This is a genomic window from Pseudomonas sp. CIP-10 (assembly GCF_020911845.1).
Taxonomy (GTDB): Bacteria; Pseudomonadota; Gammaproteobacteria; order Pseudomonadales; family Pseudomonadaceae; genus Aquipseudomonas; species Aquipseudomonas alloputida.
The window spans coordinates 1,020,242-1,040,125 of record NZ_CP087160.1 but is presented as its reverse complement, the minus strand read 5'-3'; the positions used below and the strand labels follow the sequence as shown (position 1 = coordinate 1,040,125).

Below are 19,884 nucleotides of genomic sequence, written 5' to 3'. Positions count from 1 at the left end.
GGCAACGGTGAACGACTGGTGAAAATTGGCCAGCAGGCCCGGCCCTTTCGCGGGTAAACCCGCTCCTACAAGAGCGAGCGAAGGGCCGCAAAGCGGCCCCGGCAGTCTCGATCAAAACCCAACACTGGCCTGCACGTAGAAGGTCCGCGGCTCACCCACGTAAAGGCCGGCATTGTTGTCACTGGAGCGGGTGAAGTACTGCTTGTCGAACAGGTTCTTCACCCCCGCCGCCAGCTTCAGGTTGGACAGTTCAGGCCCGAATTCATACCCACCGCGGGCATGCCAGGTCACATAACCCGGAATATCGCCATACTGCCCGTCAGCACTCGGCTCGGTGATGTAGTCGCCATTGAAACTGCCATCGGCATTGATCCCGGTTCCCGGCGCACGCTGCTTCGATTGGGCATAGGCGTCCAGGTTCCAGGTCCAGCGGTTAACTGCGTAACGCACCCCGGCAGTGGCCACCTGGCGTGAATAGAACGGCAGGTCTCGGCCCTTGAACCCTGGGATATCCCCTTCATAGGTCGCGCGGGTATAGGTGTAGCCACCGCTCACCGACAGCCCGTCCAGGCGCGGGTCCAGCCCGGCCAGGTCATAACGCACCGAAGCCTCGATGCCCTGGTGCTTGGTCGCACCGAGGTTGGTCCAGCCCACGTCGTTGCTGATGTACTGCAGCTCATCATCGAAGTCGATGTAGAACGCCGTCAGCTCACCGGCAAAGCCGCCATTGTCATAACGGGTACCGATTTCGTAGGTCTTGGCTTTTTCCGGCTCCAGGCCATTGGCCGTACTGTTGCCAGAACCGCCCTGGCCCAGCTGGAAGTACTGCAGGCTACCGAACGAAGTCTCGTAGTTGGCGAACACCTTCCAGGCATCGGAAACGTGGTACATCACGCTCAGTGCCGGCAAAGGCTCGTTGCTGGTGATGCTGCGCTTCTTCTCGGCTACCGGGCGGTTGTTGGCGTCCAGCACCGGGCGGTCGCGCCAGTCGGTATTGATGTGCTCGAAGCGCACGCCAGGGGTGATGGTCCAGTTGCCCACGTCGATCTTGTCGTCGATGTAGTAGGCGCTGGCCTCGGTGCCGCCACTGCGGTCCTGGAACACGTGGCCGTCGGAAGTCGGGGTCACCGTCGGCACGTTGTCGATCAGCGCCAGGCGAGTCGATTGTTCGCGCATCGCTTCCTTCAGGTAACGGTAACCGACACTGACTTCCTGGGTGGTTGGGCCGGCAAAGAAGATGCGCGACACACGGGGTTCGATGGCGAAGGTGTGGTAGTTGCGCGGGTACGACGACAACGTCTTCATGTCCCGCGAGGCGATGGTGCTGCCGCGGAAGCTGTCGGTGTAGTAGGTCAGCACTTCGAACTGGGTGGCATCGTCGAGCTGCCGCTGCCATTTGAACGACACATCCTTGCGCCGGCCCGCGAAGTAGTCGTAATCGCGCAGCGACTGGTACGGGTTGCTGTCGTATTGGGCCTGGGTCAGGCCACCCGGCATGTCGGCACGGCCATCGTAATAATGGAAGTTCAGCCAGAACTCATCGACATCGGTTGGCGCCCAATGCGTCTTGAGGATAACGTCATCGATGTCGTTGCCGTTGTTGCTTTCACGGTAACCGTTGCCATTCACCCCGGTGTACAGCAGCGCCACGCCCATGCCATTGTCGGCCGTGCCACCGACGAAGGCTGACTCGGTGTGTTTCCAGCCACCGTGCTGAGAGGTCTCCAGGGTGGTGGACAGCTCTGCCGAGGCCTTTTCCGGAATCGCCCGGGTTACAAAGTTGATCACGCCGCCCACGTTCTGCGGGCCATAGCGCACCGAGCCGGCACCGCGCACGACGTCGATGCTGTCGAGGTTGCCAGAAGAAATCGGTGCCATCGACAGCTGTGGCTGGCCATACGGCGCGAAGGCGGCCGGGATGCCATCGATCAGTACCGTGGAGCGCGGCGACAGGCGCGAAGTAAGGCCGCGTACGCCCACGTTCAGCGACAGGTCGCTGCCACCGGTCCCGTTGGAGTCCTGCACTTGCACGCCGGGGATGCCGCGCAGCACGTCGCGCACGTTCATTGCGCCCTTCTCCACCATTGCCTCGCGGCGTACCACGGTGCGTGCCCCAGGGTGGTTCTGTACCACGCTCTGCTGGGCATCACCCAGCCAGTCACCGACCACCTTGATGTCGGTGGGTGCCAGCTCCAGGCTGCCGCTGCCCAGGTCAAGGGTAGTCGGCAGAGGCTTCACCACAACGGTGTCCCCGGACATCTCGTAGGTGAGCCCGCTGCCTTGCAACAGCTGTTGCAGCGCCTGCACCGGCGCCAGGTTGCCCGATACCGCCGGGGCCTGTTTGCCGGCGACCAGCTCGGGGCTGAAAAACAGCTGCAGGCTGGTTTGCTGGCCGAGCTGGTTCAGCGCCGAACCCAACGGCTGGGCCTGGATGTGGAGGGCATTAGCGGCCTCTGCGGCCTGGCTGCCAACGGCCACAGTACTGACCGCCAGGGCCAGCGCCAGGGCGCGAAAGCGTGGGAGAGGTTTGTTGTTGTTCACGTCGTCGAAACATCCTGGAATGCGGAATAAACGCCAACCGCGTGCAAATGGAAATGCTTGGCAGTTGCAGCTGGCGAGGAAGACGAACGAGTGAAAAAAAACCTGAATCTAGTTGGCGATTATTTCGCTGGAGCCGTCTCCATGGGCTTTGATGGCCACCGGGAGGATGCTCGGCAAGGCCCGCAGCAGAGCGTCTGTATCGTTGGTACTGAAGGTACCGGACAGGCGCAGCCGGGCGACTTTCCCAGGGGCGACCCGCAATGGCTGGCGACGGTAGCGCGAGGTTTCGGCCACTACTTCGGCGAGGGTTGCGTTGTCGAACACCAGCTTGTCCTGTCGCCATGCGGTCATGGCGCCGGTGTTGACCGCATAGGGTGCGGCGACCAGGCCCTGTGCATCTATATGCGACCCCTGCCCGGCCGTCAGTAGCGCCGGCGAGTCGCCCTTGCCCTGCACCCGCACCGACCCCTGTTCCACCGCCACACGGGTGCTGGCTGGGTCCAGGCGGACGTCAAAGCGGGTACCTGTGACGATCACACTGCCCTGGGCAGTGTCGACCACAAACGGCCGGTTACTGTCACGGGCGACGCTGAACATCACTTCACCGGCGTTCAGGCGCACGTGCCGCCGGCCGGCGCTGAACTCGACCTGCACCTGCGTGTTGCCATTGAGCTCCAGATGCGAGCCATCCGGCAGTTCGACCTGACGGCGCTCATTGAAGGCCGTCTGCAGGCTGCCTTGATGGTTCAGTTGCAGGTGGTGCCAGCCGCCCCAGCCCAGGCCCAGCGCCACTACCGCGACACTGGCGGCCAACGCCTGGCGCATGAAACGCCGTCGTGGCAGCTGCTGCACCGGGTCTGGCTGGCACAGCGCCTCCAGGTGCTGACGTGGAATGAAGCCGGCGGCGTGCCACACGCGGCAGAGATGCTCATATTCTTCCCGGTGGTGCTCGTCGCTCGCCAACCAGGCATGCAACTGCGTGTGCAGCCCGGCATCCCGAGGCGCATCCTGCACGCGGGCGAACCATGCGGCCGCCTGCTCGCGGACGGCATCGGTACCGTGCTGTTTCATCGAAAAGGCCTCCTGACTCTTCATGCCGACACATCCAGGTGCTCACGCAGGTGCCGAAGCGTGCGGATCATATACTTTTCGACCATGTTCTTGCTCAACCCCATGCGCTCGGCAATCTCGGCCTGGGTCAGGCCTTCGAGCTTCTGCCAGATGAACACCTGCCGGCAGTTGAGTGGCAGCTCGGCCAGGGCCCGCTCGACGCTGTCGGCCAGCTCCAGGGCATGCACGTAGGCTTCCGGGTCGCCACTGCCGGTTGCGCCTTCTTCGAAGGCTTCCCGCTCCAGGGCCTGGCGGCGGTCTTCGCGACGGAAGCCATCCACTGCGATGTTGCGCGCAGCCTGATGCAGGTAGGCGCGTGGCTGCTCAACCTGCTCGCGCGGGGTTTCCAGTACCCGGACAAAGGCATCGTGGGTGAGGTCCTCGGCCTGCTGACGACTGCGCAGCTTGCGCGTCCAGGTGCCGATCAGCTCATGGTAATGGTCGAGGAAGCCTTTGTGTCCGGACACGGTCGGGGTCATCAGGGAGGCAGATAAGGGTGCGAATAGTAATGTTTCGCATCAAAAGCAGCAAATCCGCCAGTCGGTAACAAAAAATTTATGGGCGATTTCCTGTACGGGGGTACCAGGAAAATGTGGCCATAAATATGAACACCTCCGGCCCTTTCGCGGGCAAGCCCGCCCCCACATGGAACGCGTATCCCCTGTAGGAGCGGGCTTGCCCGCGAAGGGCCCAACACGCTCCATTCCACAATTTTTTACGCTTGAAAGATCGCAGGGAACATCAGCCGGTCACACGAGTCGGTTATTCAAATGGCTGGTCGTCGATCCACGTCGATCACGCCCGGATTGCCTGTTGATTCTGCATTCTTCACGCCCTAAAGTGCGCGCCGAACGTCCATGCTGGAAACGATCCATCCGGCTCAAGTACTGAGTAGGCGAACCAAAGTGGGGATACGGAGGACGTTCAGTTTGCAGCCACTTAATCTTTCAGTTTGCCCATGGAGTCCCTGAGCATGTCGATCCAGGTCGAAGACTATTTCGCGCGTGAAACCTTCCAGAAAATGAAGGCGTTCGCTGACAAGCAGGAAACCCCGTTCGTACTCATCGACACCCAGATGATCAGCCAGGCGTACGACGACCTGCGCGCCGGTTTCGAATTTGCTAAGGTTTACTACGCGGTCAAGGCCAACCCGGCCGTTGAAATCATCGACCTGCTCAAAGAGAAAGGTTCGAGCTTCGACATCGCCTCGATCTACGAGCTGGACAAAGTGATGGGCCGCGGTGTCAGCGCCGACCGTATCAGCTACGGGAACACCATCAAGAAGTCCAAGGACATCCGCTACTTCTACGAGAAGGGCGTGCGCCTGTACGCCACCGACTCGGAAGCCGACCTGCGCAACATCGCCAAGGCCGCACCGGGCTCGAAAGTGTACGTGCGTATTCTGACTGAAGGCTCCACCACTGCCGACTGGCCACTGTCCCGCAAGTTCGGCTGCCAGACCGACATGGCCATGGACCTGCTGATCCTCGCCCGCGACCTGGGCCTGGTGCCTTATGGCATCTCCTTCCACGTGGGCTCGCAGCAACGCGACATCAGCGTATGGGACGCCGCCATCGCCAAGGTCAAGGTAATCTTCGAACGCCTGAAAGAAGAAGACGGCATCGAACTGAAGCTGATCAACATGGGTGGTGGCTTCCCGGCCAACTACATCACCCGTACCAACAGCCTGGAAACCTACGCCGAAGAAATCATCCGTTTCCTCAAGGAAGACTTCGGTGACGAACTGCCGGAAATCATCCTCGAGCCCGGCCGTTCGCTGATCGCCAACGCCGGCATCCTGGTCAGCGAAGTGGTGCTGGTCGCACGTAAGTCGCGTACCGCCGTCGAGCGCTGGATCTACACCGACGTGGGCAAGTTCTCCGGCCTGATCGAAACCATGGACGAAGCCATCAAGTTCCCGATCTGGACCGAGAAGAAAGGCGAAGCCGAAGAAGTGGTCATCGCCGGCCCGACCTGCGACAGCGCCGACATCATGTACGAGAACTACAAGTACGGGCTGCCGCTGAACCTGGCCATCGGTGACCGCCTGTACTGGCTGTCGACCGGCGCCTACACCACCAGCTACAGCGCAGTGGAATTCAACGGCTTCCCGCCGCTGAAGGCTTACTACCTGTAATGCACAACGGGGCCGAAAGGCCCCGTTTTCATGTGCGTGCTGTCGATGCTGGCCTCTTGGTGGGTAAACCGTACAACGGCCTGCGCCCAACCACCGATGCGTGTGTAGGAGCGGGTTTACCCGCGAATACGGTGGCGGCGGCAACAGTGAACGGCCAGTGGAAATTGGCCGGCACAGTCAACCTCACTCACCACGCCGATCGATCTCCTCGGCATACCGCGCCGCAAAGGCCATCAACACCGGCCCCGCACCCTGCAGGGTTACCAACGCAGCACGCAGGAAATTCATGTTCCCCGCAACCCGGGCCTGCTCCAGCCACTGCCCTGCCTCGGCCAACTGCCCACGCTCGACCAGCACCAGCGCCAGGCTGAACATCCCACGAAAATCCCCCGCCTCGGCCGAACGCCGATACCAGCGCACCGCCCGCGCCGGGCTGGGTGCCGTGGCAATGCCCTGCTCCAGGTAACGCCCATACAGGTTCATCGATTTGGCATGCCCCAGCTGCGCAGCCTTCTCGTAGCACATCAGTGCCTGCGCCTGATTGGCCGGCACCCCACGCCCGGTCGCCAGAAGGTTGCCCAGGTTATACAGGCCCCAGTCCAAACCCGAATCGGCCGCACGGGCGTAGTGAACGGCCGCCTGCACCAAACTCACCTCGCCGCCCCAGCCATGCTCCAGGCAACGCCCGAGCATGTTGTGCGCCATGGCACTGCCACCCTGTGCAGCGATACCGAACCAACGCCGGGCAACCGTGGCATCCTGCTGGATGCCACGCCCATCCAGCAGGATCTGCCCCAGCAGCAACTGCGCCTCGACCGCGCCCTGCCCCGCTGCCGCCAGAATCGCCTGGGCGGCCTTGCCAGGGGTTTCCTCGAGCATGGCCTGCAAGCCGGCCACATCCACTACTTCCTCACGTCGCAGCAGGTAGGACACGGCTCAGACCTCAGCCCAGCGGCGCAGCAAGTTATGGTAGGTGCCCGTCAGCTGCAACAGCGAAGGATGGTCCGGCACATCGGCGGTCAGTTGCTGGATGGCGTTGTCCATCTCGAACAGCAGCGTCCGCTGGCTGTCATCGCGCACCAGGCTCTGGGTCCAGAAGAACGCGGCATAGCGTTGGCCACGGGTCACTGGGTTGACCTTGTGCAGGCTTGTGCCGGGGTACAGCACCATGTCACCGGCGGCCAGCTTGACCTGCTGCACGCCATAGGTGTCCTGGATCACCAGCTCACCGCCGTCGTAGCTTTCCGGGTCACTGAGGAACAGCGTGGAAGACAGGTCGGTACGCACCCGCTCCGGGCTGCCCTTGGGCTGGCGCAGGGCGTTGTCGATGTGGAAACCGAAGTTGCCGCCTTCGCGGTAGCAGTTGATCAGCGGCGGGAACACCTTGTGCGGCAAGGCTGCCGACATGAAGCGTGGGGTTTTCCACAGGCGGTCGATCAGCGCACTGCCGATTTCCTTGGCCAGCGCATGACCTTCCGGCAACTGCAGGTTGTGCTTGGCCTTGGCCGACTGATAACCCGCCGTAACCTTGCCATCGGCCCAGTCGGCCCGCTCCAGCGCCTCGCAGATACGGGCCAGTTCATCAGCGTCGAACAGGCCTGGGATGTGAAGCAGCATGGCAACGGCACCGTTAGGAAATGTAAAGGCGCAATGATATTGATTCCCTTTTGCGCTACACAAGCCCCATTCGCCACTTAAGACGTTTCAGCGGCATGAAACCGTAAAGACAAATTGTAAAGATTGTAAATTCTTCACGAATGGTAACGAGTCTCAATTGTTAGTCAAAATTGCTTACATTAAGATCCACCGCCTCAATACCTTGGGGAAGGTTCTTTGCAATGCGCCAGTACGTACCATCTGCTGTGAGTTCGCCACGCCTGATCGTGTCTGCCATCGGTGTCGCCCTGAGTGCCTCGTCGGTCTATGCCGCCGATCCGGCCGCCAGCAGCGCCATCACCCTCGATGCCACCAGCGTCAACGGCAAGGCTGAACAAGCCAGCACCGATTACAAGGTGGACAAGGCCGCCTCGCAGAAGTACACCGCGCCGCTGGTAGACACCCCGCGCTCGATAACCGTGATCCCGCAGCAAGTGATCAAGGACACCAACGCCCTGACCCTGCAGGATGCCCTGCGCACCGTGCCAGGCATTACTTTCGGCGCTGGCGAAGGCGGCAACCCACAAGGTGACCGCCCGTTCATCCGCGGCTTCGACGCCCAGGGCGATACTTACCTGGACGGCGTACGTGACACTGGCGCCCAAACCCGCGAAATCTTCGCCATCGAATCCGTTGAAGTGGCCAAGGGGCCGAACTCGGCCATCGGTGGCCGCGGCGCGGCCGGCGGTACCATCAACCTGGTAAGCAAGCGCGCGCATCTGGGCAACTCGCTGGACGGCGCCTGGACCTGGGGCAGCGACCAGACCCAGCGCTACACCTTCGATGGCAACTACCAGTTCAGCGATACCGTTGCCGGTCGCCTGAACCTGATGACCCACGAAAGCAACGTCGCCGGCCGCGACAAGGTCAACTACGACCGCTGGGGTATCGCCCCGTCGCTGGCCTTTGGCCTGGGCACGCCGACCCGCGTCAACCTTGACTACTACCACCTGGAAAGCGACGACCTGCCGGATTCGGGTATCCCTTACAGCATCCCCGTTACTGGCAGCGCTGCCCGCACCTCGGCACACCCGAGCAAGCCGAATGATGGCGGCGACAGTGACAACTTCTATGGCCTGACCGGCCGCGACTTCCGCAAGACCCGAGTGGATATCGCAACCTTCGCCGTCGAGCACGACCTGACCGACTCGCTGACCATCAAGAACACCCTGCGTCACGGCAACAGCATGCAGGACTACATCCTGACCCAGCCCGACGACAGCAAGGGCAACGTCAACAACGGCAGTGTCTGGCGCCGCGCCAACACCCGTGTCGGCAACACCGCCACTACCACCAACCAGACCGATCTGTTCGGCGAGTTCTACGTTGGCGGCATGAAAAACAGCTTCTCGACCGGTATCGAACTGAGCCGTGAAGAGAGCGAGCGCTCAAGCTACACCGTCGACACCGACACCGTGCCAGGCGGGTCTGCCAACAGCAACTGCACCCCAGGCATGATCGGCGCCACCAGTGGCTATAACTGCACTTCGCTGAGCAACCCGAACCCGGATGATCCGTGGAACGGCGCCATCTCGCGCAACTATGCCGGCACCACCACCAACAGCAAGACCCGTGCAATCTACGTGTTCGACACCCTGGAGCTTACCCCGGAGTGGCTGGTCAACATGGGCCTGCGCTACGACCACTTTGACACCGACTACAAGACCTACAACGCCGCTGGCACCACCACCGCCAAAGGCAAAGATGTCAGCGAGTTCGTCACCGGCCAGCTGGGTCTGGTGTGGAAGCCGGCCGAAAACGGCAGCATCTATGTGTCCTATGCCACCTCCGCCACGCCGCCTGGCGCCATGCTTGGCGAAGGTACCGAAGGCAACCCGCTGGGCGGCACGCCAGACCGTAACGGCAACCTGCTGGGCAGCGACATGGAGCCGGAAGAAACCACCAACTACGAGATCGGTACCAAGTGGGACCTGCTTGACCAGCGTCTGTCGCTGGCTGCCGCGCTGTTCCGCACCGAGAAGGAAAACGCCCGGGTCCAGGTCAACACCAATACCTACGAGAACATTGGCGAGACCCGGGTTCAAGGTATCGAACTGTCGGCCAGCGGCAAGCTGACCGACAAGTGGCAGGTGTTCGCCGGCTACACCTACATGGAGGCTCGCCAGATCGACGGCGGCCCGGTGGGCAAGGCCAACGACGGCAACCAGCTGCCGAACACGCCAAACAACAGCGCCAGCCTGTGGACCACCTACTCGATCACGCCAAAGCTGACCGTTGGCGGTGGTGCGTTCTACGTGGATGACGTGTACGGCAGCGTGGCCAACACCACCATGGTCGACAGCTACGTACGCTACGACGCCATGGCCGCGTACAAGCTGACCAAGAACGTCGACCTGCAACTGAACGTGCAGAACCTGACCAACGAGGTGTACTACGACAAGGCCTTCTCCACCCACTTCGCCAACCAGGCGGCCGGGCGGACGGCACTGCTGACCACCAGCGTGCACTTCTGATGTCTGGGTTGGGTTGATCTGTTGAAGGGCTGCGCCTGTGCGGGCCCTTTCGCGGCCAAAGCCGCTCCTGCGTTGCCGGTGCAGGAGCGGCCTTAGCCGCGAAGAGGCCCGCACAGACAACACGAAAAGCAGCCCACCTGGCCCCGTTCATTCCTGTGAGCGGGGCTTTTGCGTATCAAGGCATAATGCACGCCGCGCGGGTCGCGGCGGCAACTCAAGGTGAAAGACGTGGTGAAGAAGACGCTGTTCCAATTGCACTGGTTCTTTGGCATCACCGCTGGCCTGGTGCTGGCCTTGATGGGCATTACCGGGGCGCTGTACTCGTTCCAGGAAGAACTGCTGCGCGCATTCAATGCCGATGTACTCAAGGTAGAAGTACGCACCGAAGGCGTGCTACCGCCAGCCGAGCTGGTTAAGCGGGTCGAAGCCCAGCAACACGACAAAGTCTCGATGCTGTGGGTCGACGTGCGCGAAGGCAACGCTGCACGGATCTTCTTCATGCCCGCACCGGGCGAACGCCGTGGCGAGCTGCGCTATGCCGACCCGTACACCGGCGAACTCAAGGGCGAAGCGGCCGGGCAAGGCTTCTTCAACCTCATGCTCAAGCTGCACCGCTTCCTCGCCATGGGCGATACTGGCCGGCAAATTACCGGGGCCTGCACCCTGATGCTGGTGTTCTTCTGCCTGTCCGGCCTTTACCTGCGCTGGCCGCGTAAAGCGCTGGACTGGCGCACCTGGTTGACCTTCGACTGGGCCAAGAAAGGCCGCGCCTTCAACTGGGACCTGCACGCCGTTGCCGGCACCTGGTGCCTGCTGTTCTATCTTCTGTTCGCCCTGACCGGGCTGTTCTGGTCCTATGAGTGGTACCGTGAAGGCCTGAACAAGCTGCTGGCCGACACGCCAGCCGCGGGCCAGCAGCAAAAACGAGGTGAAGGCCGTGGCCGGCACGGGCCGCAAACAGTCGACAAGAATGCGCCACCGCTGGTGGTGGACTACGACGCCATCTGGGCCAACCTCCAGGAGGCCGCAGGCCCAGGCCTGTCCACCTACAACCTGCGCCTGCCACCTGCTGGCGGTCAGCCGGCCAACCTGTTCTACCTGCTCGACAACGCCGCGCACCCACGTGCCTTCAATACCCTGGTCCTTGACCCGGCCACCGGCCAAGTTAAGAAGCACGATCGCTACACCGACAAGTCATTCAAGGCGCAGTTGCTGCAGAGTGTTTACGCCTTGCACGTCGGCGAATACTTCGGCTTGCCGGGGCGCATCATCGTCACCATCGCCAGCCTCACCATGCCGTTGTTCTTCGTCACCGGCTGGCTGCTGTACCTCGACCGCCGCCGCAAGAAACGTCAGGTGCGCGCAGCCCGTGGCAACGTCGCCAACAGCGGCACTGGCGACGGCTGGCTGATCGGCTTCGCCAGCCAGAGTGGCTTTGCCGAACAGTTGGCCTGGCAGAGTGCCGAGCAGCTGCAGGCAGCTGGCCAGCCCGTTCAAGTGCGCGCCCTTGCCGAGCTGGGTGAAAACGACCTGCGCCAGGCCCATCGCGCGCTCTTCGTGGTGAGTACATTCGGCGACGGCGAAGCGCCCGACAGCGCTCGCGTCTTCGAGCGCAAGGTGCTCGGCCAGCCTTGGGCACTGAACAACCTCAACTATGCCCTGCTCGCCCTCGGTGATCGTCAGTACCCGCACTTCTGCGGTTTCGCTCGTCGTCTCCAGGCGTGGCTGGGGGAGCGCGGTGCCAGCAGTGCATTCAGCCCGGTGGAAGTGGACAACGCCGACCAGGCCGCCCTGCAGCAATGGCAGCAGGAACTGGCGCAACTGACGGGCGTCCAGCCGGTGGCCGCCTGGCAGCCGCCAACCTTTGCCAACTGGTCGCTGGTGCGCCGCAAACTGCTCAACCCCGGCAGCCAAGGCCAACCGGTGTACCTGCTTGGCCTGCAGGCTGCAGAACCTGCAAGCTGGGAAGCCGGCGACCTGGTGGAGGTACTGCCGCTGAATGGGCAGCCACGGATCGACGCGTTCCTCAAGGGCATGGCACTGGATGCCAGCAGCCAGGTGCAGGTGAATGGCTTGACCGAATCCCTTGCCCAGGCACTCGCTGGCCGCCAACTGCCGACGCGCCGCGACCACCTGATCGGCTTGCAGCCACAAGCGCTGGTCGATGCACTGGTGCCAATCGGTTGCCGCGAGTACTCCATTGCCTCGATCGCCAGCGATGGTGTGCTGGAGCTGATCGTGCGCCAGGAACGCCACCCCGACGGCAGCCTTGGCTTGGGCTCTGGCTGGCTGACCGAATACCTGCCAATGAATGGCACCCTGAGCCTGCGCCTGCGGCGTAACAGTGGCTTCCATCTGCCTGAGGCTGCTGCGCCGATGATCCTGATCGGCAACGGCACTGGCCTGGCGGGCCTTCGCAGCCTGTTGCGCGCGCGGGTCAATGCCGGTGAGCAGCGCAACTGGCTGTTGTTCGGCGAGCGTAATCGGGCGCATGACTTGCTGTGTGGCGATGAGCTGCACGCTTGGCTGGACAACGGTGACCTGGCACGGCTGGACCTGGCGTTCTCGCGCGATCAGGCTGAGAAGGTGTATGTGCAGGACGTGATGCTGGAGCAGGCCGAGGACTTCAAGCGCTGGGTGGCCGACGGGGCTTGCGTGTATGTCTGCGGCAGCCTGCAAGGCATGGCGGCGGGGGTGGATGCGGCGCTCAAAGGCATGCTGGGTGAAGCTGCTGTACAGCAGTTGATCGAGGATGGGCGGTATCGGCGGGATGTGTATTGATCGGTGTGTAGGAGCGGGTTTACCGGCGAATACGGTGGCGGCGGCAACGGTGAACGGCCGGTGGAAATTGGCCAGCAGGGCCGGCCTCTTCGCGGGTAAACCCGCTCCTACGACGGCCTTTCCCCAACCACCGATACGTGTGTAGGCGCGGGTTTACCCGCGAATACGGTGGCGGCGGCAACGGTGAACGTCGGATGGAAATTGGCCAGCAGGGCCGGCCCTTTCGCGGGTGAACCCGCTCCTACACAACGGCCTGTGACCCGCCGATACGTGTGTAGGCGCGGTTTTCCCGCGAATACGGTGGCGGCGGCAATGGTGAACGACAGGTGGAAATTGGCCAGCAGGCCGGCCCTTTCGCGGGCAAGCCCGCGAAGAAGCCGGCCCTGCTGTCAGTGCAGCTCGAAGGTATCGGCATCCAGGTTGGCCGGGAACTTGGCCCGGTACGCCGCCAGTTCCGCCGCGCTCAATACTGCAGTGAACACCCCGTCCGCCTCCCCGGCACTGAGCAGGCTCTCACCCTGGAAATCCAGCACCTGGCTGTCACCAGAATAAGCAAAGCCTTTACCGTCCGTGCCCACTCGATTCACCGCCGCCACATAGCACAGGTTTTCGATGCCCCGCGCCGGTAGCAGGCGGTTCCAGTGCTGGCGACGCGCGGCCGGCCAGTTGGCGGTGTACAGCAGCAGGTCGGTGTCCTGGGCGTCACGGCTCCACACAGGGAAGCGCAGGTCGTAGCAGATCAGCGGGCGAATCCGCCAGCCCTTGACCTCGAACTGCACCTGCCGCTCGCCTGGGGTGTAATGTTTGTGCTCACCGGCCATGCGGAACAGGTGGCGCTTGTCGTAGTGCAGAATCTCGCCGTCCGGCCGCGCCCACAACAGGCGGTTGCGGTGGCTGCCATCGGCGGCCTGGATGATCACACTGCCGGTAATCACCGCGTTGTGCTTCTTGGCCTGTGCCTTCAGCCATTTGTAGGTCGGACCGTTCTCCGGCTCGCACAGGCTTTCCGATTGCATCGAAAAACCGGTGGTAAACATTTCCGGCAGGATCACCAGGTCAACCTCACCCACCTGCTCCAGCAGCACCTCGAAGTGCGCATAGTTGGCCTCGCGGTCGTGCCAGGCCAAGGTGGTTTGCACCAGGGCGACTTTCAGGTTCGGCAGTGTACTCAGATCGCGCATAGTCTTTCCGCTGCCTGACGCAGCGTCTCCTCTCGTTTGGCAAAGCACAGGCGCACCAGGCGTTGCTCGGGGATGGGTTGCTGGTAGAACACCGATACCGGGATGGTCGCCACGCCGTGCTCACGCGTCAGCCACAGCGACATGTCGACATCGTTCAGGTCCGGACGGATTTGCGAATAGTCCACCAGCTGGAAATAAGTGCCCGTCGTGCGGGTAAAGTTGAAACGCGAACCGTCCAGCAAACCGCAGAACAGGTCGCGCTTGGCCTGGTAGAAGGCCGGCAACTCATCAATATGCTCGGGGTGCCCGGCCATGAAGTCGGCCAAAGCACACTGCAGCGGCGTCACGCCACAGAAGTTGACGTACTGGTGCACTTTGCGCAGCTCGGCGCTCAAGGCTGGCGGTGCGATCACGTAACCGGTCTTCCAGCCGGTAACGTGGTACGTCTTGCCGAAGGAACTGACCACGAAGGCACGTGAGTACAACTGCTCATGGGCCAGCACACTGGCGTGGCGTACGCCGTCGTAGACCAGGTGCTCGTACACTTCATCGCTGACCAGGTAGATATCGCGGCCGGCAATAAGTGCGGCCAACTGGTCGAGGTCTTCGCGGGTGATCAACGCGCCGCTGGGGTTGTGTGGCGAGTTGAGGATGACCATGCGCGTGCGCGGGCTCAAAGCATCGCTGAATTTCTGCCAGTCGATACGGAAATCGCCGTCGCTCAACTGCACATGTACACAGCGACCACCGGCCAGCTCCACGGACGGCTCGTAACTGTCGTAGCAGGGGTCAAAGACGATCACTTCGTCACCGGCATGCACCACCGCCTGGATGGCACAGAAAATAGCCTCGGTGGCGCCGGGGGTGATAGTCACTTCCTGATCGGCATCCACCCTGGCCCCATACAGCCGCTCGACCTTGGCCGCCACCTGCTGGCGCAAGGCCGGCAGGCCGGTCATCGGCGAATACTGGTTATGCCCGGCAGCCACGTGCCGGCCCACTGCATCGAGCAGGGCCTGCGGGCCATTGAAGTCAGGAAAGCCCTGGGACAGGTTGAGCGCGCCAGTCTGCACGGCGAGCTGGGACATGGTGGTGAAGATGGTCGTGCCGACATTCGGCAGTTTGCTGCGGATCATGGAGCCCTCTTTCCTGGGGTATATCCGGCACGGGGTGGAGTCCGAGCATAGCGGATCGAGCGGTCAGGAAAAAGGTTGAAACAATAGGGGGATTGCTCTGGATCAAAGGGCATCTGTGGGGGCAGCCTTGCCCGCCCCCACATGGCGCTACTTAGCGTTTGTCGCGACGCTTCTTCTCGGCCTTCTTGTGGTGCGACATCAGGCGGCGTTTCTTGTTGACCTGGCGATCGGTAAGGGTGTTCTTCTTACCCTCGTACGGGTTCTCGCCGCCCTTGTACTCAATACGAATCGGCGTACCGACCAGTTTGAGCACCCGGCGATAGGTGTTTTCCAGGTAACGCGAGTACGACTTGGGAATGCTGTCGGTCTGGTTGCCGTGGATCACGATGAGCGGCGGGTTGGCACCGCCGAGGTGGGCATAGCGCAGCTTGATGCGGCGACCATTGACCATCGGCGGCTGGTGCTCGCTCACGGCATCTTCGAGGATCTGCGTCAGGCGGCTGGTCGGCCAGCGGGTGACCGCGGACTGGAACGCAGCCTGCACCGACTTGTACAAGTTGCCCACGCCCGTGCCATGCAGCGCAGAAATGAAGTGGATGTCAGCAAAATCGACGAAGAACAGCCGACGCTCCAGCTCGGTCTTCACGTAGGCGCGCTCACCCGGCTCCATGCCATCCCACTTGTTCAGGGCAATGACGATGGCGCGACCGGCTTCAAGGGCAAAGCCCAGCAGGTTCAGGTCATGGTCGACCACACCTTCGCGGGCATCCATGACGAAGATGACGACGTTGGCGTCCTTGATCGCCTGCAGCGTCTTCACCACCGAGAACTTCTCGACTTCCTCGTGGATCTTGCCACGCTTGCGCACACCGGCGGTGTCGATGAAGGTGTACTTGTCACCATCACGCTCGAACGGGATGTAGATACTGTCACGGGTAGTACCCGGCTCGTCGTAGACCACCACACGCTCTTCGCCGAGCATGCGGTTGACCAGCGTCGACTTGCCAACGTTCGGGCGGCCGATGATGGCGATCTTGATGCCATCCTTCTCGCTTGGGCCAGGAATGCGCACGGCTTCCTCACCTTCAGCAACGTCCTGTTCGAGAGCTTCGTCTTCGGCATCACGCGGCAGGTGACCGAGCACGGCCTCCATCAAGGCGCTGATACCCCGGCCCTGGGAGCCTGCCACCGGAATGGCGTTGCCCATGCCCATTGGCGAGAATTCGGCGCGGGCAACGTCGGGGTCGATGTTGTCGATCTTGTTGGCAACCAGGATCGCGGCCTTGTTCCGCTTGCGCAGGTGCTCGGCGATCATCTGGTCTGCTGCGGTCATGCCCGCTCGGGCATCAACCAGGAACAGCACGTAGTCGGCTTCTTCGATGGCCATGAGCGACTGCTCGGCCATTTTTTCGTCCATGCCCACTTCGTCACCGGTGATACCACCGGTGTCAATCAGGATGAAGGAACGACCCTGCCAGCTGGCATCACCATACTGGCGGTCACGGGTCAGGCCCGACAGGTCACCGACGATGGCATCGCGGGTCTTGGTCAGGCGGTTGAACATGGTGGATTTGCCGACGTTCGGGCGGCCCACCAGGGCAATTACGGGAACCATCGGCTCTCCACTCTCGAATTCTTGAAAATGCAAAGGCCGCTGCAAGGCAGCGGCCGGAGTTTGGGCGGCGTGTCCTACGCCGCGGCTTGAAGCCCGCCAAGGCTTCAAGCATAGCTTCAGCGGATGGTCAGTGCCTCGAGCTTGCCGCTGTTGCCGAAGACATAGATGGTGTCACCGACCACAAGTGGGCGGGCGCGCAGGCCATCGCTGTCGATACGCTCACGGCCGACGAAGCGGCCATCCACCTGGCTCAGCAGGTGCAGGTAACCTTCAAAGTCACCCACAGCCACGTAGCTGCTGAACACTTCAGGGGCGGTCAACTGGCGGCGAGCCATGCTGTCGTTGCTCCACAGGGCACTGGAAGAGCGCTCATCCACACTTTCCACGGTACCCGAGGCTTCACTGACGTAGACGTTACCGAAGCCCTGGGCGACACCCACATAGCTGGAAGCATCGCGCTGCCACAGCTCGCGGCCGCTTTCCAGCTCCAGGCCCGCTACACGGCCCTGGTAGGTGCTGACGTACAGGGTACCACCAGACAGCAGCAAGCCGCCGTCGATATCAACCACACGGTCCAGCTCGGAACGGCCCTTCGGGATGGCCACGCGGCTTTCCCACACCGGCACACCGTTGTTGATGTCAACCGCGACCACTTTGCCGGTGGACAGGCCGGCAACCGCCAGGCGGTTGGTGGCGATCGGCGCACCGGTGCCACGCAGCGTCAGCACGGCCGGGGAGTTTTCGTAGATCCAACGGCGGTCGCCAGTGGCGGCATCCAGGCCGATCAGGCGGTCGTCCTGGGTCTGCACCACCACCACGTCACCGTTGTTGGCTGGTGGGGCCAGCACTTCGCTGGTCACGCGCGAGCGCCAACGCTCCTCACCGGTGCTGGAGTCCAGAGCAATGACTTCACCCTTGAGGGTACCGAGCATGACCAGGCCATAGCCTACGCCAACTGCACCGGAAACCTGCAGCTCCAGGTCCTTCTTCCACACCACGTCACCCGTGATGCGGTCGAGGGCGAAGACTTCGCCGTTGACGTCGGAAGCGTAGATACGGTCGTTCTCGATGGCCGGTACCAGGGTGTTGTAGGTTTCACCCTGGCCGTCACCGATCGAACGGCTCCACTGCTTCTTCAGCACCACTTCCTCGGTGAACTTGGTCAGCTCGGCCGGGGGCAGTTCCTTTTTGCTGTTGCTGCTGCAACCTGCGGCCAGTACGGCCAGGGTCAGCACTGCTGCATGTTTCCAACCGATCACTTACGCGTCCCCTTTAGCCAGGTCATCCAGCTTCAATTGCAGGCCACCGACCGCCGCGTCATCGGACAGCGCAGCCTTGGCTTTTTCGTAAGCGCTGTGTGCGTCGTCGGCGCGACCCAGCTGCACCAGCAGGTCACCCTTCAACTCTTCACGGCTGGCCAGGAAGGCTTTGTCGGCGTCGCCGTCGAGCAGCTTGAGGGCATCCTCGGCCTTGTTCTGGGCTGCCAGTACGCGCGCCAGACGCTGACGCGAAATCTCGCCCAAGGTAACGTCGGCCGGTTTATCCAGCACGCTTTTCAGCTCGGCTGCGGCGTCATCGAGCTTGCCGCTGTCGACAGCGACCTTGGCCACGAACAGGCTGCCGTACTGGGCGTAAGCGGTGCCGCCAAACTCGCTCTTGAGCTTGCCGGCCAGTTCCGCGACCTTGGTGGCGTCCGGCTGGCCGGTCGGTGTCAGGCTGGTTTCAATCAGCGCCTGATACAACTGCGAGGCACCTTGCGACTGGTTGGTCTGGTACTTGTGCCAGGTATTCCAGCCCAACACCACCACGCCAGCCAGCAATGCACCGGTCAGCAGCGGCTTGCCGTTGCGGTTCCACCAGTCCTTGACCCCTGCCAGGTCATCATCATCGGTACTCGACACCCCAATACTCCTTTTCGCCTATTCGCTTGTTGAACCGCGTTACGCCTGCGCGATCGCGGTTTCCAGGTGCTCTGCAAGAGCATCCCAGGCAATGTTCTGTTGTTCGCCCTGGCCACGCAGGGGCTTCAAGCCGATCTCTTGCTTGGCCAGCTCGTCGTCGCCGAGGATCAGGGCGAACAGTGCACCGCTCTTGTCGGCCTTCTTGAACTGGCTCTTGAAGCTGCCACCCCCGGCGTTGACAGCCAGGCGCAGGCCCGGCAAACGGTCGCGCAAGCCTTCGGACAGGCGCAGGCCTGCCAGCTCCGCCTGCTCGCCAAAGGCGCACAGGTAAACGTCGATCTGGCGGCTGATGGACTCCGGCACCTTGCCCAAGGTTTCCAACAGCAGGATCAGGCGCTCGATGCCCATGGCGAAACCAACGCCAGTGGTCGGCTTGCCACCCATCTGTTCGACCAGGCCGTCGTAACGGCCACCCGCGCACACCGTGCCCTGGGCGCCGAGCTTGTCGGTTACCCACTCGAACACGGTCTTGCTGTAATAGTCCAGGCCACGTACCAGCTTGGTGTTGATCACGAATGGAATACCGGCGGCGTCCAGGCGGGCCTTGAGGCCTTCGAAGTGCACGCGCGACTCTTCGTCCAGGTAGTCTTCCAGCTTCGGCGCCCCGACCAACACCGCCTGGGTGTTCTGGTCTTTGCTGTCGAGGATGCGCAGCGGGTTGCTCTTCAGGCGGCGCTGGCTGTCTTCGTCCAGTTGCTCCAGGCGCGCCGAGAGGAACTCGACCAGCGCGTCACGGTAGCGTGCGCGGGCTTCACTGGTGCCCAGGCTGTTGAGCTCCAGCTTGACCGCGTCCTGGATGCCCAGCAGGCCCCACAGGCGCCAGGTCAGCATGATCAGCTCGGCATCGATGTCCGGGCCGTCCAGGTTGAACACTTCCACGCCAATCTGGTGGAACTGACGGTAGCGGCCCTTCTGTGGGCGCTCGTGGCGGAACATCTGGCCGATGTACCACAGCTTCTGCACCTGACCGTTGCCGGTGATGCCGTGCTCGAGCACCGCTCGCACGCAGGCCGCGGTGCCTTCAGGGCGCAGGGTCAGCGAATCACCGTTGCGGTCCTCGAAGGTGTACATCTCTTTTTCGACGATGTCGGTCACTTCACCGATCGAGCGTTTGAACAGCTCGGTGAACTCGACGATCGGCGTGCGGATCTGGCTGTACCCGTAGGTGTCCAGCAGCCCGGCCACGGTGCCTTCGAAGTAGCGCCACAGCGGCGACTGTTCTGGCAGGATGTCGTTCATGCCACGGATGGCTTGCAGCGATTTGCTCACGAAAAGTCCTTACGAATTCGGTG

At 62.4% G+C, this 19,884-nt stretch carries 14 protein-coding genes; 3 read left to right on the top strand and 11 right to left on the bottom strand.

Translation table 11 applies throughout. The features are described from left to right. Window positions 1-111: 111 nt before the first annotated feature. The 3 genes from LMH93_RS04675 to LMH93_RS04665 all read right to left on the bottom strand — a co-directional run bounded on the left by LMH93_RS04675 (window position 112) and on the right by LMH93_RS04665 (window position 4,130). The gene (locus LMH93_RS04675) at window positions 112-2,541 is read right to left on the bottom strand and encodes a TonB-dependent siderophore receptor (RefSeq protein WP_047603301.1); all 2,430 of its coding nucleotides are present in this window, start codon (window positions 2,539-2,541) and stop codon (window positions 112-114) included. 108 nt (window positions 2,542-2,649) lie between these two features. Next, window positions 2,650-3,612 carry a FecR family protein gene (locus tag LMH93_RS04670; RefSeq protein ID WP_230064871.1) on the bottom strand — a complete coding sequence of 321 codons (963 nt, stop codon included), beginning with the start codon at window positions 3,610-3,612 and terminating at the stop codon, window positions 2,650-2,652. A gap of 20 nt (window positions 3,613-3,632) precedes the next feature. Beyond that, complete coding sequence (locus tag LMH93_RS04665; protein ID WP_012051258.1) at window positions 3,633-4,130, bottom strand: RNA polymerase sigma factor; 498 nt, start codon at window positions 4,128-4,130, stop codon at window positions 3,633-3,635. 494 nt (window positions 4,131-4,624) lie between these two features. Here LMH93_RS04665 and LMH93_RS04660 point away from each other — a divergent pair, with 494 nt between their 5' ends. After that, complete coding sequence (locus LMH93_RS04660; RefSeq protein ID WP_003248498.1) at window positions 4,625-5,788, top strand: type III PLP-dependent enzyme; 1,164 nt, start codon at window positions 4,625-4,627, stop codon at window positions 5,786-5,788. Between the two features lie 183 nt (window positions 5,789-5,971). Here LMH93_RS04660 and LMH93_RS04655 read toward each other — a convergent pair whose 3' ends face one another. Then, window positions 5,972-6,721: a tetratricopeptide repeat protein gene (locus LMH93_RS04655; RefSeq protein ID WP_047603297.1), complete on the bottom strand. Its 750-nt coding sequence runs from the start codon at window positions 6,719-6,721 to the stop codon at window positions 5,972-5,974. A gap of 3 nt (window positions 6,722-6,724) precedes the next feature. Continuing rightward, window positions 6,725-7,405 (bottom strand): Fe2+-dependent dioxygenase, encoded by a 681-nt coding sequence (locus LMH93_RS04650; RefSeq protein ID WP_012051256.1) that lies wholly within the window; start codon window positions 7,403-7,405, stop codon window positions 6,725-6,727. A 221-nt stretch (window positions 7,406-7,626) separates the two neighbouring features. Between LMH93_RS04650 and LMH93_RS04645 the strand changes: the two genes are divergently transcribed. Next, window positions 7,627-9,918: a TonB-dependent receptor gene (locus LMH93_RS04645; RefSeq protein WP_230064870.1), complete on the top strand. Its 2,292-nt coding sequence runs from the start codon at window positions 7,627-7,629 to the stop codon at window positions 9,916-9,918. Window positions 9,919-10,146: 228 nt separating this feature from the next. Beyond that, window positions 10,147-12,699: a PepSY domain-containing protein gene (locus LMH93_RS04640; protein WP_230064869.1), complete on the top strand. Its 2,553-nt coding sequence runs from the start codon at window positions 10,147-10,149 to the stop codon at window positions 12,697-12,699. Between the two features lie 389 nt (window positions 12,700-13,088). On the opposite strand, the gene LMH93_RS04635 is transcribed toward LMH93_RS04640, so the two are convergent. From LMH93_RS04635 to hisS, 6 genes are all read right to left on the bottom strand, one after another. Continuing rightward, window positions 13,089-13,880 carry an amidohydrolase gene (locus LMH93_RS04635; protein WP_003248510.1) on the bottom strand — a complete coding sequence of 264 codons (792 nt, stop codon included), beginning with the start codon at window positions 13,878-13,880 and terminating at the stop codon, window positions 13,089-13,091. After that, entirely contained in the window at window positions 13,868-15,016 is a 1,149-nt protein-coding gene (locus tag LMH93_RS04630; RefSeq protein WP_054889328.1) for a pyridoxal phosphate-dependent aminotransferase, read from the bottom strand. The genes LMH93_RS04635 and LMH93_RS04630 overlap by 13 nt, the downstream gene beginning before the upstream one ends. Before the next feature lie 151 nt (window positions 15,017-15,167). Beyond that, window positions 15,168-16,631, bottom strand: a complete 1,464-nt coding sequence (gene der / locus LMH93_RS04625) for a ribosome biogenesis GTPase Der (protein WP_003248512.1) — start codon at window positions 16,629-16,631, stop codon at window positions 15,168-15,170. A gap of 116 nt (window positions 16,632-16,747) precedes the next feature. After that, the gene (gene bamB, locus LMH93_RS04620) at window positions 16,748-17,890 is read right to left on the bottom strand and encodes an outer membrane protein assembly factor BamB (protein ID WP_230064868.1); all 1,143 of its coding nucleotides are present in this window, start codon (window positions 17,888-17,890) and stop codon (window positions 16,748-16,750) included. After that, window positions 17,891-18,532 carry a tetratricopeptide repeat protein gene (locus LMH93_RS04615; protein ID WP_003248514.1) on the bottom strand — a complete coding sequence of 214 codons (642 nt, stop codon included), beginning with the start codon at window positions 18,530-18,532 and terminating at the stop codon, window positions 17,891-17,893. 39 nt (window positions 18,533-18,571) lie between these two features. Then, window positions 18,572-19,861: a histidine--tRNA ligase gene (hisS, locus tag LMH93_RS04610; protein WP_003248516.1), complete on the bottom strand. Its 1,290-nt coding sequence runs from the start codon at window positions 19,859-19,861 to the stop codon at window positions 18,572-18,574. Between the last annotated feature and the right edge of the window lie 23 nt (window positions 19,862-19,884).